At 72.1% G+C, this 17,802-nt stretch carries 16 protein-coding genes and 1 pseudogene; 8 read left to right on the top strand and 9 right to left on the bottom strand.

Annotated elements, in window-relative coordinates:
• Positions 1–58 precede the first annotated feature (58 nt).
• The gene (locus tag D0D28_RS22870; protein WP_094003959.1) at positions 59–361 is read left to right on the top strand and encodes a WhiB family transcriptional regulator; all 303 of its coding nucleotides are present in this window, start codon (positions 59–61) and stop codon (positions 359–361) included.
• Between the two features lie 40 nt (positions 362–401).
• Here the strand turns inward: D0D28_RS22870 and D0D28_RS22875 are convergent, their stop codons facing one another.
• The gene (locus D0D28_RS22875; RefSeq protein ID WP_205413336.1) at positions 402–1,010 is read right to left on the bottom strand and encodes a TetR/AcrR family transcriptional regulator; all 609 of its coding nucleotides are present in this window, start codon (positions 1,008–1,010) and stop codon (positions 402–404) included.
• Between the two features lie 95 nt (positions 1,011–1,105).
• Here D0D28_RS22875 and D0D28_RS22880 point away from each other — a divergent pair, with 95 nt between their 5' ends.
• On the top strand, positions 1,106–1,846 hold the full coding sequence (locus tag D0D28_RS22880; RefSeq protein ID WP_116112260.1) for an SDR family NAD(P)-dependent oxidoreductase: 741 nt from the start codon (positions 1,106–1,108) through the stop codon (positions 1,844–1,846).
• 289 nt (positions 1,847–2,135) lie between these two features.
• Here the strand turns inward: D0D28_RS22880 and groL are convergent, their stop codons facing one another.
• From groL to D0D28_RS22900, 3 genes are all read right to left on the bottom strand, one after another.
• Positions 2,136–3,752, bottom strand: a complete 1,617-nt coding sequence (gene groL / locus D0D28_RS22885; protein WP_116112230.1) for a chaperonin GroEL — start codon at positions 3,750–3,752, stop codon at positions 2,136–2,138.
• Positions 3,753–3,829: 77 nt separating this feature from the next.
• Positions 3,830–4,123 carry a co-chaperone GroES gene (gene groES / locus D0D28_RS22890; RefSeq protein WP_026153773.1) on the bottom strand — a complete coding sequence of 98 codons (294 nt, stop codon included), beginning with the start codon at positions 4,121–4,123 and terminating at the stop codon, positions 3,830–3,832.
• A gap of 765 nt (positions 4,124–4,888) precedes the next feature.
• Positions 4,889–5,743 carry an NADP-dependent oxidoreductase gene (locus tag D0D28_RS22900; protein ID WP_116112233.1) on the bottom strand — a complete coding sequence of 285 codons (855 nt, stop codon included), beginning with the start codon at positions 5,741–5,743 and terminating at the stop codon, positions 4,889–4,891.
• Positions 5,744–5,810: 67 nt separating this feature from the next.
• Between D0D28_RS22900 and D0D28_RS22905 the strand changes: the two genes are divergently transcribed.
• The 3 genes from D0D28_RS22905 (at position 5,811) to D0D28_RS22915 (ending at position 9,817) form a co-directional block, all read left to right on the top strand.
• Positions 5,811–6,194 (top strand): winged helix-turn-helix transcriptional regulator, encoded by a 384-nt coding sequence (locus D0D28_RS22905; RefSeq protein WP_094003956.1) that lies wholly within the window; start codon positions 5,811–5,813, stop codon positions 6,192–6,194.
• A 98-nt stretch (positions 6,195–6,292) separates the two neighbouring features.
• Positions 6,293–7,852 (top strand): alkaline phosphatase D family protein, encoded by a 1,560-nt coding sequence (locus tag D0D28_RS22910; RefSeq protein ID WP_094003955.1) that lies wholly within the window; start codon positions 6,293–6,295, stop codon positions 7,850–7,852.
• A gap of 72 nt (positions 7,853–7,924) precedes the next feature.
• Entirely contained in the window at positions 7,925–9,817 is a 1,893-nt protein-coding gene (locus D0D28_RS22915; RefSeq protein WP_116112235.1) for an N-acetylmuramoyl-L-alanine amidase, read from the top strand.
• A gap of 255 nt (positions 9,818–10,072) precedes the next feature.
• Here the strand turns inward: D0D28_RS22915 and D0D28_RS36935 are convergent.
• From D0D28_RS36935 to D0D28_RS22940, 5 genes and pseudogenes are all read right to left on the bottom strand, one after another.
• Positions 10,073–10,549: pseudogene (locus tag D0D28_RS36935) on the bottom strand (glutamate--cysteine ligase); the annotation flags it as partial.
• Positions 10,550–10,667: 118 nt separating this feature from the next.
• The gene (tsaD, locus tag D0D28_RS22925; protein WP_116112237.1) at positions 10,668–11,714 is read right to left on the bottom strand and encodes a tRNA (adenosine(37)-N6)-threonylcarbamoyltransferase complex transferase subunit TsaD; all 1,047 of its coding nucleotides are present in this window, start codon (positions 11,712–11,714) and stop codon (positions 10,668–10,670) included.
• Positions 11,714–12,184: a ribosomal protein S18-alanine N-acetyltransferase gene (rimI, locus tag D0D28_RS22930; RefSeq protein WP_094003949.1), complete on the bottom strand. Its 471-nt coding sequence runs from the start codon at positions 12,182–12,184 to the stop codon at positions 11,714–11,716. The genes tsaD and rimI overlap by 1 nt, the downstream gene beginning before the upstream one ends.
• Positions 12,181–12,834 carry a tRNA (adenosine(37)-N6)-threonylcarbamoyltransferase complex dimerization subunit type 1 TsaB gene (tsaB, locus tag D0D28_RS22935; protein WP_116112240.1) on the bottom strand — a complete coding sequence of 218 codons (654 nt, stop codon included), beginning with the start codon at positions 12,832–12,834 and terminating at the stop codon, positions 12,181–12,183. Before tsaB ends, rimI begins: the two co-directional genes overlap by 4 nt.
• A 56-nt stretch (positions 12,835–12,890) precedes the next feature.
• Positions 12,891–13,574 (bottom strand): FadR/GntR family transcriptional regulator, encoded by a 684-nt coding sequence (locus D0D28_RS22940; RefSeq protein ID WP_198958136.1) that lies wholly within the window; start codon positions 13,572–13,574, stop codon positions 12,891–12,893.
• Positions 13,575–13,689: 115 nt separating this feature from the next.
• On the opposite strand from D0D28_RS22940, the gene D0D28_RS22945 reads away from it, so the two are divergent.
• The 3 genes from D0D28_RS22945 to D0D28_RS22955 are packed head-to-tail and all read left to right on the top strand — an operon-like array spanning position 13,690 to position 17,759.
• On the top strand, positions 13,690–14,988 hold the full coding sequence (locus tag D0D28_RS22945) for an SLC13 family permease (RefSeq protein ID WP_116112243.1): 1,299 nt from the start codon (positions 13,690–13,692) through the stop codon (positions 14,986–14,988).
• 16 nt (positions 14,989–15,004) lie between these two features.
• Complete coding sequence (locus D0D28_RS22950) at positions 15,005–16,444, top strand: acyl-CoA synthetase (protein WP_116112246.1); 1,440 nt, start codon at positions 15,005–15,007, stop codon at positions 16,442–16,444.
• The gene (locus D0D28_RS22955; RefSeq protein ID WP_116112248.1) at positions 16,437–17,759 is read left to right on the top strand and encodes a carboxyl transferase domain-containing protein; all 1,323 of its coding nucleotides are present in this window, start codon (positions 16,437–16,439) and stop codon (positions 17,757–17,759) included. Before D0D28_RS22950 ends, D0D28_RS22955 begins: the two co-directional genes overlap by 8 nt.
• The last annotated feature ends 43 nt before the right edge of the window (positions 17,760–17,802 follow it).

Raw genomic sequence — 17,802 nt, forward strand, 5'->3', positions numbered from 1 at the left:
CGGAGTAATCACCGGGCAACAAAGCAGGGGTGGCACGACCGAATCGGAGGCGGTCAGGATGGCAGACACGCGGAGGCTCCCGGGCCCGAACGCCGATATCTGGGATTGGCAGCTGCGGGGGTCGTGCAGGGGGATGGACAGCGGGGCCTTCTTCCACCCGGACGGCGAACGGGGGCCGGCGAGAGCGCGGCGGGAGGCCCGCGCGAAGGCGATCTGCCAGTCCTGCCCGGTGCTGGACCTGTGCCGGGAGCACGCGCTCGCGGTGCACGAGCCGTACGGGATCTGGGGCGGGCTGTCGGAAGCCGAGCGGGAGACGATCATCCGCACCGGAAAACCACAGCTGACCCTTTCCGGTCAGTAGCCGGAACGGAAAAAGCGGACGGCACCCGGGTGAACGCCCGTCAGCCGGGTGTCGTCTTTTTTCCCAGGAATCGCGGCCACACGGTCATCGCCGTGTCGATGACCGCTTCCAGGTCCGTCAGTTCCGCGCCGTCGCGGGCCTGAATCGACATCCCGTGCAGAATCGTGCCGTAGAACCGGACGATGCCGTCGATGTCGGCGTCCTCGGGCAGGTCGCCCTCCGCCACCGCGCGCCGCAGCCGCTCCGCGATGCCCGTCAGGTTGCTCCGTCGTTTGGCGGTCAGGAATTCGCGGACCGGCCGGTTCTGTTCCGTGCAGTTCAGCGCGGCGAGTACCACCATGCACCCGCGCGGGTGCCCGTCCTCGACGTAGCCGCGGGCGCTGTGACGCAGCCACGCCTCGACCGCGTCGCGCGCGGTCGCCTCCTCCGGCGGCCGGCGCGCGAACCGCTCCCGGTAGCGCTGGATCGCCTCCCGGAACAACGCCTCCTTCCCGCCGAACGCCGCGTACAGGCTCGGCGAGTTGATCTTCATGGCGGCGGTGAGGTCGGACAGCGAGGTGCCCTCGTAGCCGCGCTCCCAGAAGACGTACATCGCCTCGTCGAGCGCCGCGTCCCGGTCGAAGGCCCTCGGGCGGCCGCGTGGTGACATGGTTCGCATTCTATAGCGATCGACACAGAAAGTCTTGACCCGAGATCCTGCCGCCGTTAATTTCTGTGTCGATCACTACAGAAATGGAGGACTCCATGGCTTCGCTGGACGGCAAGGTGGCGCTCGTGACCGGGGGCAGCAGGGGCATCGGCGCGGCGATCGCGCGGAAGCTCGCGGCGGAGGGCGCGCACGTCGCGGTGACCTACGAGCGGGCCGCCTCCCGCGCAGCCGAGGTGGTGGCCTCGGTCGAGGGGCTGGGCCGCAAGGCGCTCGCGATCCAGGCGGACAGCGGCGACGCGGACGCGCTGACCGCGGCGGTGCACCAGGCCGACCAGGCGCTGGGCGGGCTGGACGTGCTGGTCAACAACGCCGGGGTGTTCCCGCACGGCACGGTCGAGGAGCTGAGCCTGGAGGACTTCGACCGGGCGCTGGCGGTCAACGTGCGGGCGGTGTTCGTCGCCACCAAGGCCGCGGTGCGGCACCTGCCCGACGGGGGACGGATCATCACGATCGGCAGCACGCTGGGCGAGCGGGCGCCACGGCAGGGCCTGAGCGCCTATGCCTCGTCGAAGGCGGCCGTGGTGGGGTTGAGCAGGGCGTTCGCGCGCGATCTCGGGGCGCGGGGGATCACGTCGGTGGTCGTGCAGCCGGGGCCGACCGACACGGACATGAACCCGGCGGACGGGCCGCGGGCCGCGAGCGCGCTCGCGTTGTCGGCCATCGGGCGGCACGCGGCGCCGGAGGATCTGGCGGCGACCGTCGCACATGTCGCGGGGCCCGCTGGGGCGTTCATCACCGGGTCGGTGATCACTGTCGATGGTGGGGTTAATGCGTAGGTAGGCGCTGCGCTACGCGCGTATCTGCGCTGCGCGCGGCTGGAAGCGCCGGCTTCGCTTCGCTACGCCCGGATTTGCCACTCCCGAACCCGATCTTTCAGTGTTCGGTTGCCGAGAAGTCGCGTCAAGGCGGGAAAGCGTGCCTTGACCCGACTGCTCGGCAACCGATTTGGCTGGGGATCGGGTTGCGGGAGAGGGGTGGGCCGGTTGCGTTGCCGGGTGGCGGTTTGTGTGTGGGGCAGAAAAGAAGAAGGGCCCCCGCTTGTGGCGGGGGCCCTCTCGTTCTTCGTCAGTGCGCGTGGCCGTGGCCGTGGCCGGTGTTCTCGGGCTCCGCGACCGGCTTGTCCACCACGGTGCTCTCCGTGGTGAGGACGAGACGGGCGATGGAGGCCGCGTTCGCGACCGCGGAGCGGGTCACCTTGACCGGGTCGACGATGCCGGCCTGCAGCAGGTCGGTGATCTCGCCGGTCGCGGCGTTGAAGCCGTAGCCCCAGCCCTGCTCCTGCACCTTGGACACGATGACCGGGCCCTCGTAGCCGGCGTTCGCGGCGATCCAGTTCAGCGGCGCGGTCAGGGCGTCCCGCACGATGCGGACACCCGTGGCCTCGTCGCCGGTCAGGCCGAGGTCGCCCTCGAGCTCCTTGACCGCGTGCACGATCGCCGAGCCGCCGCCGGGCACGATGCCCTCCTCGACGGCCGCCTTGGTCGACGCCACGGCGTCCTCGATGCGGTGCTTGCGCTCGTTCAGCTCGGTCTCGGTGGCCGCGCCGACCTTGATCACCGCGACGCCACCGCCGAGCTTGGCCAGCCGCTCCTGCAGCTTCTCGCGGTCCCAGTCGGAGTCGGTGGTCTCGATCTCCTTGCGGATCTGCGCGATGCGGGCCTCGATGTCGGCCTTGGTGCCGGCACCGTCGACGATCGTCGTGTTGTCCTTGGTGATCTCGATGCGCCGGGCGGTGCCCAGCGAGTCGAGGCCGATCTCGGACAGCTTGAGGCCGACCTCCGAGGAGATGACCTGCGCGCCGGTGACGACGGCCAGGTCGTCCAGGAACGCCTTGCGGCGGTCACCGAAGAACGGGGCCTTCACCGCGACCGCGACGAGGGTCTTGCGCAGGGCGTTGACCACCAGGGTGGACAGCGCCTCGCCCTCGACGTCCTCGGCGATGATCAGCAGCGGCTTCTTCGACTCGGCGACCTTCTCCAGAACCGGGAGCAGGTCGGCCAGCGCCGAGATCTTCTCGCGGTGCAGCAGCACGTAGGCGTTCTCCAGGATCGCCCGCTGCTCCTCCGGGTCGGTCGCGAAGTGCGCCGACAGGTAGCCCTTGTCGAACTGCACACCTTCGGTGATCTCGAGTTCGGTGGCCAGCGTGGAGGACTCCTCCACGGTGATCACACCGTCCTCGCCGACCCGCTCCACGGCCTCGCCGAGCAGGGCGCCGATGGTGGCGTCACGCGAGGTGACCGTGCCGACCTGGGCGATGTTGTCGCGGCCCTTGACCGGGGTGGCCCTGGACTTGAGCACCTCGATGACCTTCTCCGCGGCCGCCTCGATGCCCTTGCCGAGCGCGGCCGGGTTGGCGCCGGCGGCCACGTTGCGGAGGCCGACCTTCACCAGAGACTGCGCCAGCACGGTGGCCGTGGTGGTGCCGTCGCCGGCGACGTCGTTGGTTTTGGTGGCCACGTTCTTGGCCAGCTGGGCACCGAGGTTCTCGAACGGGTCCTCCAGGTCGATCTCCCGCGCGACGGTGACGCCGTCGAGGGTGATCGTGGGGCCGCCGAACTTCTTGTCGAGCACGACGTGGCGACCACGCGGGCCGAGGGTGACCTTGACCGCGTCGGCGAGCTTGTTGACGCCGCGCTCGAGGGCTCGACGAGCGTCCTCGTCGAAGTTGATCTGCTTGGGCATGGAAGTCCTCTCAGACAGCAGAACGCCCCGTCCCCGGCTTTCCAGCGGGGCCCGGGGCGTTCACCGCAGCGCCTGTGTCAGTTGACGACAGCCAGCACGTCGCGAGCGGACAGGATCAGGTAGTCCTCACCGTTGTACTTGACCTCGGTGCCGCCGTACTTGGAGTAGATGACGACGTCGCCGACGTTGACGTCGACGGGGATGCGGTTCCCCTTGTCGTCGACGCGGCCCGGGCCCACGGCCAGAACCTTGCCCTCCTGGGGCTTCTCCTTGGCGGTGTCGGGGATGACGAGGCCGGACGCGGTCGTCTCCTCGGCCTCGCTCGTCTGGACAACGATCTTGTCCTCGAGCGGTTTGATGTTCACGCTCACCGGGTTGACCTCCACGGGTCGTCGAAAGCGTTGGCAGGTACTTACTTGGTTTCGGCGCCTACCACCCCCGCCGTCGCGGGTGCCGGGGCGTGTGCGGTGCCTTCGATTAGCACTCTAGCCACGGGAGTGCTAGCCGCGCAAGGAGGGTCCCCCGGTGCTGCCCGAACGGGGTGCCAAGCGGCCTGACCGGCGGCTTTGTTCCGCGCTGGTTCCGCGACGGCTTGACGGCCGGTCGGTCAGCAACGCGTCCTTGCACCGACGTCTTGCGGCGTGCCCGGCCGCTGGGCCTTCCGCCGAACCTCGTCCGGTCGGTGCTGGCGGGACGGCCCCACTGCCCGACGTCGCGGAGCGGGCGGGGCACACCGTGACCATGCTCGCGAAGGTCTACGCCCGGTTCGCGCACGGGACCCCTGACATCGCGAACCGGCGGATCGAGGGCTTCCTCGACGGCGGCCGCGCAAGGAGGCCCCCGGTGCGGGTCGCACCCCTTGTCACGACGGGGTGTCGTTCGGATCGATGGCACCGGCACGCATCGTCACGTAGCGATACCAGCATCTCACTCGTTGGGCGGTGTTGGCCGTGCCCGCGCCTCCCTACCTTGGGAAACGGCCCGGACACGACTGGAAGGATTGGTGTTCCCATGGGTGGTTGCAGCTGTTGCAGCTCGTGCAGTGGCCCCGGTTGCGGTTGCTGCGGAGGCTGCTAGCACCGGCCTTGACCTGAACGGCCCCGGGACCCCGACGGCGTGGTCCCGGGGCCGTTCGTTCACACCGTCAGCACGATCTTCCCGCGCACCCGGCCGCTCTCGCTCAGCTCGTGGGCCTTCGCGGCGTCCTCCAGGGGCAGTACCTGCGAGACGTGGACCCGCACGCCGTCCACCGCGCGCGCCAGAGCCGCCCCGGACGGCTGCACGTGGAACCGGCGGTAGCGCGGGTCCTCCGTCGCGTCGTTGCCCTGCGCGTCGATCAGCACGCCGTCCGGCCTCAGCACCCTGAGCGAGCGCGCCCCGTAGTCGCCACCGACCAGGTCGCACACCACGTCCACGTCCGACACGGCGGACGTGAAGTCCGCCACCGTGTGGTCGATCAACTCGTCCGCGCCCAGCTCGCGCAGGAACTCGTGGTTCGCCGATCGCGCGGTGCCGATCACGTACGCGCCGCGTGCCTTCGCCACCTGCACCGCGACGTGCCCGACCCCGCCGGCCGCCGCGTGGATCAGCACCCGCTGCCCCGGCCGCACGTCGTCCAGCGCCTGCGCCGCCGTCAGCACCGCGGTCGGTGAAGCGGCCGCCGTGACGTGGTCCAGCCCCGCCGGCTTGGGCGCCAACGCCGCCGACGGCACCGCCACGTACTCGGCGTACGCACCCCACTGCGACATCACCAGCCCGAACACCTCCTCCCCCGTCTCCTCGACCACGCCGGAGAAGTCCAGCCCGAGCCGGAACGGCGGCACGAGCCCCACCCCGTCCACGAGCCCGCGGCGCAGCTTCCAGTCCGCCGGGTTGACCCCCACCGCGTGCACCCGCACCAGCACCTCGCCCGCCCCCGGCACCGGCCGCGGCGCGTCCACCAGTTCGAGCACTTCCGGGCCACCCAGGGCCCACACATCGACAGCTCTCATGCCGAAGATCGTCGACCCGGGCGGTATCCGTTGTGAAGAAGGCACCTTCCTGATATCCAGGTACCTCATGGATACCGTCCAGTCCTACCTGACCGCCTGCCCGGCCCGCACCGTGCTCGACGCGCTCGCCAACAAGTGGAGCCTGCTGGTCCTCAGCTCGCTGCGCCGCCACGACGGCCCGATGCGGTTCAACGAGCTGCGCCGCCTGCTCGAGGGCATCACCCAGAAATCGCTCACCCAGACCCTGCGCACCCTGGAGCGCGACGGCCTGGTCGACCGGGCCGTCTACCCGACCGTGCCGCCGCGCGTCGAGTACTCCCTGACCGGCCTCGGCACGCAGGTCGGCGACATGTTCAACGTCCTGGGCGAGTGGGCCGAGGAGCACGTCGGCGAGATCCTCGCCGCGCGGGAGGCCTTCGACAGCAGGCCGGCACCGGAACCGGTCCGCTGAGGGAAATTCACTTTCCAGCCACCTGATCACCTTCGTCCCGTTCGCCCCGGAGATGCACCGTCGATGGGCCCCACTGGTTCCCACCACGAGGAGTGCACGTGCCGGACACCCCGAAACTCAACCGCCGCAAGGTCCTGATCGGCGGCGCCGCGGCGGTCGCGCTGAGCGCCGGAATCACCCGCGCCTCCGCCTCGCCCGGAGCGGGCACCGGGCCCGTCGGCGACGTCTTCAACCTCGGCGTCGCCTCCGGCGATCCGCTGCCGGACGGCGTCGTCCTGTGGACCCGGCTGGCCGCCGACCCGCTCGCCGAGGACGGCCTCGGCGGCATGCCGAACCGGGCCCTGCCCGTGCAGTGGCAGATCGCCCGCGACGAGCGCTTCACCCGCATCGTCCACTCCGGACAGACGTGGGCCGCGCCCGAGGCGGCGCACAGCGTGCACGTCGAGGCGGACGGCCTGGAGCCGGGCACCGAGTACTACTACCGGTTCCGCGTCGGCGGCGAGATCTCCCCGGCCGGCATCACCCGCACCGCGCCCGCGCCGTGGCAGCTGTCCCCGCTGACCATGTGCTTCGCGTCGTGCTCGCACTACGGCGAGGGCTACTTCACCGCCTACCGCCGCCTCGCCGAGGACCACCCGGACCTCATCCTGCACCTGGGCGACTACCAGTACGAGTACGCGGCCAAGGCCACCGACGTGCGCACGGTCGTCGGCCCGGAGACCGTCACGCTCGCCGACTACCGCCTGCGCCACGCCCAGTACAAGACCGACCCCGACCTCCAGCTCGCGCACGCCACCGCGCCGTGGCTGGTGGTGTGGGACGACCACGAGACCGAGAACAACTGGGCCGACGAGGTGCCCGAAGCCTCGTCGCAGACGCCCGGCGCGTCGTTCCTGGACCGCCGCAAGGTCGCCTTCCAGGCCTACTACGAGAACATGCCGCTGCGCCGCAACGCCCGGCCGCGGGGCATCGACATGCAGCTCTACCGGCGGATCCACTGGGGGCAGCTGGCCACCTTCCACATGCTCGACACCCGGCAGTACCGCGACGACCAGGCCTGCGGCGACGGCGTCAAGGTCAGCTGCGACGAGCGCCTGAACCCCAACCGCACCATCACCGGCGCGGCGCAGGAGAAGTGGCTGATCGACGGGTTCCGGCAGAGCCGGGCGCGGTGGGACGTGCTGGGCCAGCAGGTGGTGTTCTCCGAGATCGACTTCACCGCCGGCTCGCAGCTCGGCTACAACATGGACGCCTGGGACGGCTACAAGGCCAACCGGGACCGCATCGCCGCGGCGATGGGCGACTCGCGGGTGCGCAACGGTGTCGTGCTCACCGGGGACGTGCACCGGCACTGGGCGTCGGAGGTCAAGCAGACCTACGGGCAGCCGGACTCGAAGGGCGTGGGCGTCGAGCTGATCACGACGTCGATCACCAGCGGCCGGGACGGCAACGACGACCCGTTCCAGTCGGTGCTGGACGAGAACCCGCACGTCAAGTTCCACAAGAACCGGCGCGGCTACATCCGCACCCGCTTCACCGCGAACGAGCTGCGGGCCGACTACCGGATCCTGCCCTACGTCAGCCGGCCGGGCGCGGCCGCCGAGACCGCGGCCAGCTTCGTGGTGACCGACCGGGACCCGAGCCTGCACCGGGTCTGAGACGGAAGTTGGTTCCCTCCTCCCCTTGACGGTGTGTAGTTTTCTGACTGCACCTGTTCCGGGGAGGCCGCAATGACGTCGTTCACCCGCCGCAACGCCCTGCGCGCGATCGCTGTCGGCACCGCCGGTGTGGCCGTGGTGGCCGCGACCGGCGCGTCCGCGGCCACGACCGGAGCGCGGCAGCGCGCGTTCGCGGCCGCGGCGGCGGAGTTCGGCGTCCCGGAGTCCGTGCTGCTCGGCGTGTCGTACCTGAAGTCCCGCTGGGACTCCCACGGCGGCGCGCCGAGCACCGGCGCCGGGTTCGGCCCGCTGCACCTGACGGACCTGCGGGCCGTCGCGGCCGGCGGGAGCCACCACGACCAGGGCGAGGACCCACGGGGCGACGCGGCGCGCGGGGAGCTGCGGCCGCACACGTCGGCAGCGCTGCAGACCGTCGACCTCGCCGCCGAGCTGACCGGCGTGGACGCCGCGACGCTGCGGACGGACCCGGTGCAGAACATCCGCGGTGGCGCCGCGGTGCTGGCCCACTACCAGCGCGAGCTCGGCGCGCGGGCGGACGGTCCGGCCGGCTGGTACGGCGCGGTCGCCCGCTACAGCGGCGCGTCGGACACCGGGACCGCGACGTTCTTCGCCGACGAGGTGTTCGCGACCATCGCCGCCGGGGCGAGCCGGACCACCGACGACGGGCAGGCGGTCACGTTGCCCGCGACGCCGGTGTCACCGCGACGCGAGCAGGTCCGCGCGCTCGGGTTGTCCACCGTCGCGGAGGGCGCGGCCGAGGCGCCGCCCGGGCTGCCCGTCGAGTGGATCCCGGCGCCCTACCAGGACCTCGGCAACGGCGACTACGGCAACCACGACAAGGCCGAGCGGCCGAACTCGCAGCGGATCACGCACATCGTCATCCACGACACGGAGTGCACCTACGACACGGCGATCGGGCTCGTGCAGGACCCGGCGTACCTGGCGTGGCACTACACGCTGCGCTCGACCGACGGGCACGTCGCCCAGCACGTGCTGACCAAGGACGTGGGCTGGCACGCCGGGAACTGGTACTTCAACGCGAAGTCGATCGGCGTCGAGCACGAGGGGTTCGCGGCGCAGGGCACCTGGTACACCGAGGCGATGTACCGGACCTCGGCGAAGCTGGTGCGCTACCTGGCCGGGAAGTACCGGATCCCGCTGGACCGCGAGCACGTCATCGGGCACGACAACGTGCCGGGGACGACCGCGGACAAGGTCGCCGGCATGCACTGGGACCCGGCGCCGTACTGGGACTGGGCGCACTACTTCGACCTGCTCGGCGCGCCGCTGAACCCGCGGCCGGTGCGGCAGCCGACGGGCATGGTCATGGTCAAGCCGGACTTCGCGTCGAACCCGACCGGGTACACGGGGTGTGCGGCGCCGGGCGCCGCGTGCCCCGCGCGCGGTTCGTCGGCGCTGTTCCTGCGGGTGGAGCCGCGCGACGACGCTCCCCTGCTCGCGGACATCGGCCTGCACCCGGACGGCGGGCCGTCCACCGTGGCGATCTCCGACGTGGGCAGCCGCGTGTCGGCCGGGCAGCGGTACGCGGTGGCGGAAATCCGGGGCGACTGGACGGCCGTGTGGTACCTCGGGCAGAAGGGGTGGCTGCGCTCGTCCGGGGTGGTGCCGGTGCTGGGGCAGGTGGTGACGCCGCGGCCGGGGCGGTCGTCGGTGCCGGTGTACGGGCGCGCGTACCCGGAGGCTTCCGCGTACCCGGAGGGGCTCACACCGCAGGAGGTCGTGCCGCTGCAGTACACGCTGCCCGCGGGCCAGAGGTACACCGCCGGCCCGACCCTGCCCGCGGAGTACTACTCGGCGACGACCTTCGACCCGGCGGAACACGTGGTGGTCCGCGGGAGGACGAAGTACGTGCAGATCCAGTTCGGGCACCGGGTGGGCTTCGTGAAGCTCGACGACGTGGTGGTGTCGCGCACGCGCCCCTGACCCGCAGCCCGCGCGAGTCCCACGCTCGTGCGCGCGAGTCCCACGCTCCCGCGCGCGAGTCCCACGCTCGTGCGCGCGAGTTCCACGTTCGTGCGCGCGAGTTCCACGTTCGTGCGCGCGAGTTCCACGTTCGTGCGCGCGTGTTCTAAGCCGACCGGGTGGGCACCTGCTCGTTGGTGCATGTGCTCCCGGTACTCGCCGACCAGGGTGCGCAGGAGCCGCCGCAGGACCAGTTCCGCCACCGGGACGGTGCCCAGCCCCGGCCAGGGTGCGGACGAGTCCGAAGTAGAACGCCCCGTTGGCCATGGCGTCGACGACCGTCGGCCCGGCGGGCAGGACCCGGTTCTCCACCCGGAGATGGGCGCGGTCGCGAGTGACCGCGTAGATCGGCCGGTTCCAGCGGTAAATCGTGCCGTTGTGCAGCCCACCGGTGCTTGCCGAGGAGGAACGGCGAGTTCGCGCCGACCGCGACCTGCACCCCGGCGATGGCCTGCGCGGCGTTCCAGTAGGCGGGGAACTGCGCGGGACTCACCTGCAGGTGGAACTGGTTGCTTGTGCACTCCGCCTCGGGCACGATCGTGTCGCAGGTGGCCCGCAGGCGTTCGGGTTCGGCGACAGTGAGGCGCCGGTCAGGTGGTCCTGCCGCAGGGTGGGCAGGATGCCGACCATGATGAGCTGCGCGCCGATGCGGCCGGCGTTCGCCTCGGCGGAGTTGAGGCTGGCGCGCACGTCGTCCAGGTTGACCTCGATCTAGAACCCGGTCATCGGCCGCTCGAACCCGAAGTGCGACTCGCGCAGCATGCGCGCGAACGCCTTCAGGCACCGCCGCAACCACGCTCCCGCGCGCGCTTCAGAGCGAGACGACCTCCACCGGCAGCGCCGGGTTCGCCGACAGGTCCAGCGCCGACGGCTTCTTCTCCGCCGCCACCACGTGCGCCCCCAGCGCCGCGATCATCGCGCCGTTGTCGGTGCACAGGCGCGGCCGTGGGACGCGCAACTCGATCCCCGCGGCCTCGCACCGCTCGCGCGCCAGGCCCGACAGGCGCGAGTTCGCCGCCACGCCGCCGGAGATCACGAGCGTCCCGATGCCCATCTCCTTCGCCGCGCGCACGGCCTTCGCGGTCAGCACGTCGGCCACCGCCTCCTGGAAGGACGCCGCCACGTCGTCGACCGGGATCTGCTCGCCGCGGCGCTCGGCGTTCTCCACCCACCGCGCCACCGCGGTCTTCAGCCCGGAGAACGAGAAGTCGAACCTCGCGTCGCGCGGACCGGTCATGCCGCGGGGGAAGCCGATCGCCCTCGGGTTGCCCGCGCGAGCCGCCTTGTCGATCGGCGGGCCGCCCGGGTACGGCAGGCCCAGCACGCGGGCCACCTTGTCGTAGGCCTCACCCGCCGCATCGTCCACAGTAGACCCGACCTCGGTGATCTCGCCCGCGATGTCGTCCACCCGCAGCAATTGCGTGTGCCCGCCGGACACCAGCAGCGCCAGGCACGGTTTCGGCAGCGGGCCGTGCTGCAGGGTGTCCACCGCGATGTGCCCGGCCAGGTGGTTGACGCCGTAGAGCGGAACGTCCAGCGCCGCCGCGTAGGCCTTCGCCGCGGAGACGCCGACCAGCAGCGCACCGGCCAGCCCCGGGCCCGCGGTCACCGCGATGGCGTCCACATCGGACAGCCCGAGCCCGGCCGCGGCGAACGCCCGCTCGGCCGTGGGCACCATGGCCTCCAGGTGGGCGCGGCTGGCGACCTCCGGCACCACACCGCCGAAGCGCGCGTGCTGTTCGACGCTCGAGGCGACCTCGTCGGCGAGGAGTTCGACGGTGCCGTCGTCGTGCAGCCGCACGAGGCCGACGCCGGTCTCATCGCAGGAGCTTTCGATGCCGAGGATGACGCGGGACATCAGCCCACCTCCTGCTTGGTCACGGCGGGACGCATCATCGTGTACGCGTCCGCACCGGACGGGTGGTAGTAACGCTTGCGCAGGCCGATCTGCTCGAAACCGTGCCGCCGGTACAGCTCCTGGGCCCGGTCGTTGTCGGTGCGGACCTCGAGGAACACCGGCGCGCGCACCTCGTCGGCGCGGGCGAGCAGGGCCCGCAGCAACGCGGTGCCGACGCCCTGGCCCTGGTAGCCCGGGTCGACACCGATCGTGTGGACGCTGGCCTCGTAGTCGCCCCGGCTGCCGACGACCGCCAGGCCGCCGTAGCCGATCAGGACGTCCTCGGGCGTGTACGCGCCGAGGTAGTAGCCGCCGGAGTCCAGCTCGCTGTGGAACGCGCGGGCGCTCCACGGGTCGTCTCCGGCGAAGAGGACCTGTTCGATCTCCACGCAGCGCGGGATGTCCTTGCGGCGCAGCTTGGCGAGCTTCACGACGTGGTCACCCGCTTCCGCGCGCCGGGCTCGACGGCGTCCGGGCGGCGCAGGTAGAGCGGCGTCAGCGGGGCGGGCGCGGCTCCCGAGGTGAGCGCGTCGCGGGCGGCTGCCACCAGGCCCGCGGTGCCCGGGTAGTACGGCTCGACCACGCGCGCGCCGAGCTGCTCGGCGTAGCGGCGGGCCCCGTCCCCGGCGGCGAGGCCGAGGGACAGCTCGGCGGGCGCCTGGACGTGCGGGCCGCCGGTGCGGGCGCCGGTCGCGTCGTAGGCGGCCCAGTAGACCTCGCGGCGGCGGGCGTCGGTGACCACGGAGAACGGCTCGCCGGCGTCGACCTGCTGGGCGATCGCGTCGAGGCTGCCGACCGGGTGGACCGGGACGCCGAGCGCGTGCCCGAGGGCGGCGGCGGTGCCGAGACCGGCCCGCAGACCGGTGAACGGCCCTGGCCCGGCGCCGACGACGATCGCGCCGACGTCCTTGAGCGCGACGCCCGCTTCCCGCGTGGCGTCGAGGGCGTGCGGGGTGATGAGTTCGCCGTGCGCACGCGCGTCGAGCGTCACGCGCTCGGCGAGCACGGTGACGCCCGTGGCGAGTTCGGCGACCCCGGCGGTCACCGCGGGCGTCGACGTGTCCAGAGCCAGTACCAGCACAGCACTCCAGCGTACGGCGTGCCCGCCGACCTGCGGTTACCGCCCCACGCGGGTGGTCAGGGGGTTTCCGGGTCCCAGCTCAGCAAGCGCACCTCGGCGACCGTGCGGAGGTGGTCCCGCATCGCTTCGGCAGCGGTTTTCGGGTTGCGGTCGCGGATCGCCTCCGCGATGCGGATGTGCTGGTCCAGCGAGCGCGGCGGACGGCCCGGCTGGCGGAGCGACTCGGTGCGGCTCTCGGTGATCTGGTCGGCTATCGCGTCCATGAACTCGGCCAGCAGGGCGCTGTGCGCGGCCCCGGTGACCGCGGCGTGGAACCGGCGGTCACCCTCGACGCCGGCTCCCCCGTCGCGGATCTCCGCGGCCATGAACTCCAGCGCCGACTCCAGCGCGGCCAGATCGTCCTCGGTCCGGCGCATCGCCGCCAGCTCGGCCAGCTTCGTCTCCAGCGCCTCCCGCGCGTCCAGCACGTCCGGCAACCGGCGGCGGCGCTCCACCAGCCGCTCGACCGGCTCGGCGTCCAGCGCGTCCCGCACCAGGTAGGTCCCGCCGCCGTGGCGGGTCTCGACCAGGCCCTGCACCTCCAGCACGACGATCGCCTGCTTCACCGACGCGCGGCTCACCCCGAGCCGCTGCGCCAGGTCACGCTCCGCGGGCAACCGGTCACCCGCGCGCAGCCCGGCATCGGCCGCGTACGCCCGCAACCGCTCCAGGACCTGCTCGTACAGCCGTGGACGAGCCATCGGACTCAGCGCATCAGACACGTTCCGCAGCCTAGCCCTTGACAGGCTGAGTGGCTGAGCCGCAAAGTGGTTCAGCCACTCAGCCACTTGAATCCCAACGGCGGGAGTTCTCCGGATGTCCGCTGAGCTGATCTCGATCCTCGTCCTCGCGGTCGTCTTCGTGATAGCGACGACCCGCTCGATCAACATGGGGGTGCTGTCCTTCGCGGCCGCGTTCGGCGTCGGCACGCTGGCCGCGAACATGGATGCCGACGAGATTTTCGCCGGCTTCCCCGGCGACCTGTTCGTCGTGCTCGTCGGCGTCACGTTCCTGTTCGCCATCGCCCGCGCCAACGGCACCACGGACTGGCTGGTCGACGCCGCCGTCCGGCTCGTCCGCGGCCGCGTCGCGCTGATCCCCTGGGTCACCTTCGCGATCACCGCGCTGCTCACCGCGATCGGCGCGGTCAGCCCGGCCGCGGTCGCCATCGTCGCGCCCGTCGCGCTCGGGTTCGCCGCCCAGTACGGCATCCACCCGCTGCTCATGGGCGCGATGGTCGTGCACGGCGCGCAGGCCGGCGGCTTCTCGCCGATCAGCGTCTACGGCACGATCGTCAACGGCATCGTCGCGCGCGAACGCCTCGGCGGCAGCGAGATCACGCTCTTCCTGGCCAGCTTCGTCGTCAACCTGGTCATCGCGGCGGTCGTGTTCGTGGTGCTGCGCAAACGGCAGGTGGCCTCCGCGCCGGCCGAGGAGCGCGAACTCGTCGCCGCGGGCACCGGCGGCCCGCCCACCACCACCGGCCTGGCGGGCACCGGAACGCGCGAACGCATCCGTCTGAACGCGCCCCGCATCGCCACGCTCACGAGCCTGGCCGTGCTGGTCGTGGCCACCCTGGTGTTCGACCTCGACGTCGGCCTCACCGCGATGACCCTGGCCGTCGTGCTCAGCGTGATCTGGCCCGCGACCAGCAAGAAGGCCGTCGGCGAGGTCACCTGGCCGACCGTGCTGCTGATCTGCGGCGTGCTCACCTACGTCGGCGTGCTGCAGGAGATGGGCACGATCGAGTGGGCCGGCGAGGGCGTCGGCGGCATCGGCGCACCGCTGATCGCCGCGCTGCTGCTGTGCTACATCGGCGCGATCGTGTCGGCGTTCGCGTCCTCGGTCGGGATCATGGGCGCGCTCATCCCGCTCGCGGTGCCGTTCCTCGCGCTCGGCACGGTCGGCCCGGTCGGCATGATCTGCGCGCTCGCGGTGTCGGCGACGGTCGTCGACGTCAGCCCGTTCTCCACCAACGGCGCGCTGGTGCTCGCCAACGCCCGCGAGGTGGACCGGGATTCCTTCTTCCGGCAACTGCTCGTCTACGGCGGCATCATGGTCGCCGTGGTACCCGCCGTGGCCTGGCTCGTGTTCATCGTGCCCGGATTCGGCTGATCTGTAAGGAGTTCACGTGCCCGAACGGTTGTTCCCGGCCCTGGCGGAGCCGCCCGAGAAGGAAGCCCTGCGCTTCGGCGAGGTCTCGCTCGACTACGCGGAACTGGCGGCGATCGCCGGTTCACTCGCCCGGGAGATCCGCGCCCAGTCCCCCACCCGGGTGGCGGTGTGGGCGACGCCGACCATCCACACGAGCGTCGCCGTGGTCGCGGCACTGCTCGCGGGCGTCCCGGCGGTTCCGGTCAACCCGAAGATCGGCGAACGCGAACTCGACCACATCGTGAGCGACAGCACGCCCTCGCTCGTGCTCAGCGAGCCGGGCGCGAAACTGCCGGAGCGGCTGGCGAACCTGCCGCGCCAGCAGGTCGCGTTGATCGGCAGCCCCGGTGACCTGCCCGAAGAGCCGGGTGACGAGGCTCCCGCGCTGATCGTCTACACCTCGGGTACCACCGGGCCGCCGAAGGGCGTGGTGCTGCCGCGGCGCGCGATCTCCAGCACGCTCGACGCGCTGGAGGACGCCTGGCAGTGGAGCGCGGACGACGTGCTCGTGCACGCGCTGCCGCTGTTCCACGTGCACGGCCTGATCCTGGGAATCCTCGGCCCGCTGCGCCGCGGCGGCACCGTGCACCACACCGGCAGGTTCGCCACCGACGTGATCGCGCGGGAGCTGTCGACCGAGGCGACGATGATGTTCGGCGTGCCCACGATGTACCACCGCATCGCGGAGGAGGTGGGCGGCAACCCGGAGCTGGCGAAGGCGTTGAGCGGGGCGCGGCTGCTGGTGTCCGGGTCGGCGGCGCTGCCGGTGCACGACCACGAACGCATCCGCGCGGCCACCGGGCAGCGGGTCGTGGAGCGCTACGGCATGAGCGAGACGCTGATGAACACCAGCGTCCGCGCCGACGGCGAGCGCAAGCCCGGCACGGTCGGCGTGCCGCTGCGCGGGGTCGAGGTGCGGCTGGTCGACGAGTCCGGCGCGGTGATCGAGACCAGCGACGGTGAGACGGTCGGCGAGATCCAGGTCCGCGGGCCGAACCTGTTCACCGAGTACCTCAACCGGCCGGACGCGACCGCGGAGGTGTTTGACGACGGCTGGTTCCGCACCGGCGACATGGCGACCCGGGACGCCGACGGCTACTACCGGATCGTCGGGCGCAAGGCCACCGACCTGATCAAGAGCGGCGGCTACAAGATCGGCGCCGGGGAGATCGAGAACGCGCTGCTGGAGCACCCGGGCGTGGCCGAGGCCGCGGTGACCGGCGAGCCGGACCCGGACCTGGGCGAGCGGATCGTGGCGTGGATCGTGCCGGCCGGGGAGCCGCCCGCGGAGCAGGAGCTGGCCGACCACGTGGCGCGGTTGCTGTCGCCGCACAAGCGGCCGCGGGTCGTGCGGTTCCTGGACGCGTTGCCGCGCAACGACATGGGCAAGGTCATGAAGCGGGCGCTGAATGCGTGAGAGCGCCCGCGCGGTGATCGGCTCGGTGTGCTCCGGGTTCACCGAGCTGCCGGCGCCGGAGCCCGATGAGTCCGGTGTGGACGGCCCGATCGGCTGGCCCGGTTACGACTCCGCGCGTGCCAGGGCCGTGGAGCGCACCGGTGAACAGGAATCGGTGGTGTGCGGGGTCGGCAAGTTCGGCGGCACCGAGGCGACCGTGATCGCGTGGGAGTTCGGGTTCCTCGGCGGTTCGCTCGGGCGGCGCACCGGTGACCGGATCGAGGCGGCGTTCGAGCGGGCGCGGGAGCTGCGGACGCCGGTCGTGTCGATGATCGCGACCGGCGGCAGCCGCATGCAGGAGGGCATGGCGGCGCTGTCCCAGCTGCAGCGGATCGCGCGGCAGGCGGCGTTGACCCGGGCCGCCGGGTTGCCGCAGGTCGCGGTCGTGCGGGACCCGACGACCGGTGGCGGCTGGGCCACGCTCGGCGCGGGTTCGGACGTGGCGCTGGCCCTGCCCGGGGCGCAGGTCGGGTTCGCCGGGTCGCGGGTGCGGCCGGCGGGTGACGCTGCGGCCTACACGGCGGAGTCGCAGCTGGCGTCGGGGCACGTGGACCAGATCGTGCCGGCGGCGGAGCTGGGTGAGCGGCTGGGCCGGTGGTTGTCGCTGCTGACCGGTGCCGATGGTGCGCCCGCGCCGCCGCCGTCGGCGCTCGGTTCCGGTGACCTGCCGTCGGATGGCTGGGCCGCGGTGCGGGCCGCCCGGGCTCCTTCGCGTCCGCGCGCGGAGTCCTATTTGGACGCGTATTTCGACTGGCGGGAGGACATCAGCGGTGATCGCTGCGGTGGGGTGGATCCCGGGGTGCGGTGCGGGTTCGGGATGCGCTCGGGCGTGACGGTGGCGTATGCGGCGCAGTGCGGGACGGCGACGCTGCCGTCGGGTTTCCGGACGGCGGCGCGGCTGATCCGGCTGGCGGACCGGTTGGGGATCCCGGTGCTGACGCTGGTGGACACCCCCGGCGCGGCGAACGACCCGGCGGCGGAGCGGGCGGGCGCGGGCGCGGCGATCGCGGAGGTGTTCGCGGCGGTGGCCGGGGCGCGGGTGCCGGTGACGACGCTGGTGATCGGCGAGGGCGGCTCCGGGGGCGCGCTGGCGTTCGCCCACCCCGAGCGGACGTGGGTGACGCCGGACAGCTTCTTCTCGGTGACGTCCCCGGAGGCGGCGGCATCGATCCTGAAGCGGGCGCCGTCGGAGGTCCCGGAGACGGCCAACCAGCTGCGGTTGCGGCCGCAGGACCTGGTGGAGCTCGGCATCGCACGGGGAATCGTGACCCGCTGAAGGCGGCGCGGGGGCGGTTGGGCGGGGCGGGCAGGTTCCCGAC

This window comes from Amycolatopsis ruanii (assembly GCF_003385175.1).
Lineage (GTDB): Bacteria > Actinomycetota > Actinomycetes > Mycobacteriales > Pseudonocardiaceae > Amycolatopsis_E > Amycolatopsis_E thermalba.

What these genes read in the sequence shown, in the direction of transcription:
- D0D28_RS22870 (WP_094003959.1), top strand. Translation starts at nt 59, where the DNA reads ATGGCAGACACGCGGAGGCTCCCGGGCCCGAACGCCGATATCTGGGAT.
- D0D28_RS22875 (WP_205413336.1), bottom strand. Translation starts at nt 1,010, where the DNA reads ATGTCACCACGCGGCCGCCCGAGGGCCTTCGACCGGGACGCGGCGCTC.
- D0D28_RS22880 (WP_116112260.1), top strand. Translation starts at nt 1,106, where the DNA reads ATGGCTTCGCTGGACGGCAAGGTGGCGCTCGTGACCGGGGGCAGCAGG.
- groL (WP_116112230.1), bottom strand. Translation starts at nt 3,752, where the DNA reads ATGCCCAAGCAGATCAACTTCGACGAGGACGCTCGTCGAGCCCTCGAG.
- D0D28_RS22900 (WP_116112233.1), bottom strand. Translation starts at nt 5,743, where the DNA reads ATGAGAGCTGTCGATGTGTGGGCCCTGGGTGGCCCGGAAGTGCTCGAA.
- D0D28_RS22905 (WP_094003956.1), top strand. Translation starts at nt 5,811, where the DNA reads ATGGATACCGTCCAGTCCTACCTGACCGCCTGCCCGGCCCGCACCGTG.
- D0D28_RS22915 (WP_116112235.1), top strand. Translation starts at nt 7,925, where the DNA reads ATGACGTCGTTCACCCGCCGCAACGCCCTGCGCGCGATCGCTGTCGGC.
- tsaD (WP_116112237.1), bottom strand. Translation starts at nt 11,714, where the DNA reads ATGTCCCGCGTCATCCTCGGCATCGAAAGCTCCTGCGATGAGACCGGC.
- D0D28_RS22940 (WP_198958136.1), bottom strand. Translation starts at nt 13,574, where the DNA reads ATGGCTCGTCCACGGCTGTACGAGCAGGTCCTGGAGCGGTTGCGGGCG.
- D0D28_RS22945 (WP_116112243.1), top strand. Translation starts at nt 13,690, where the DNA reads ATGTCCGCTGAGCTGATCTCGATCCTCGTCCTCGCGGTCGTCTTCGTG.
- D0D28_RS22955 (WP_116112248.1), top strand. Translation starts at nt 16,437, where the DNA reads ATGCGTGAGAGCGCCCGCGCGGTGATCGGCTCGGTGTGCTCCGGGTTC.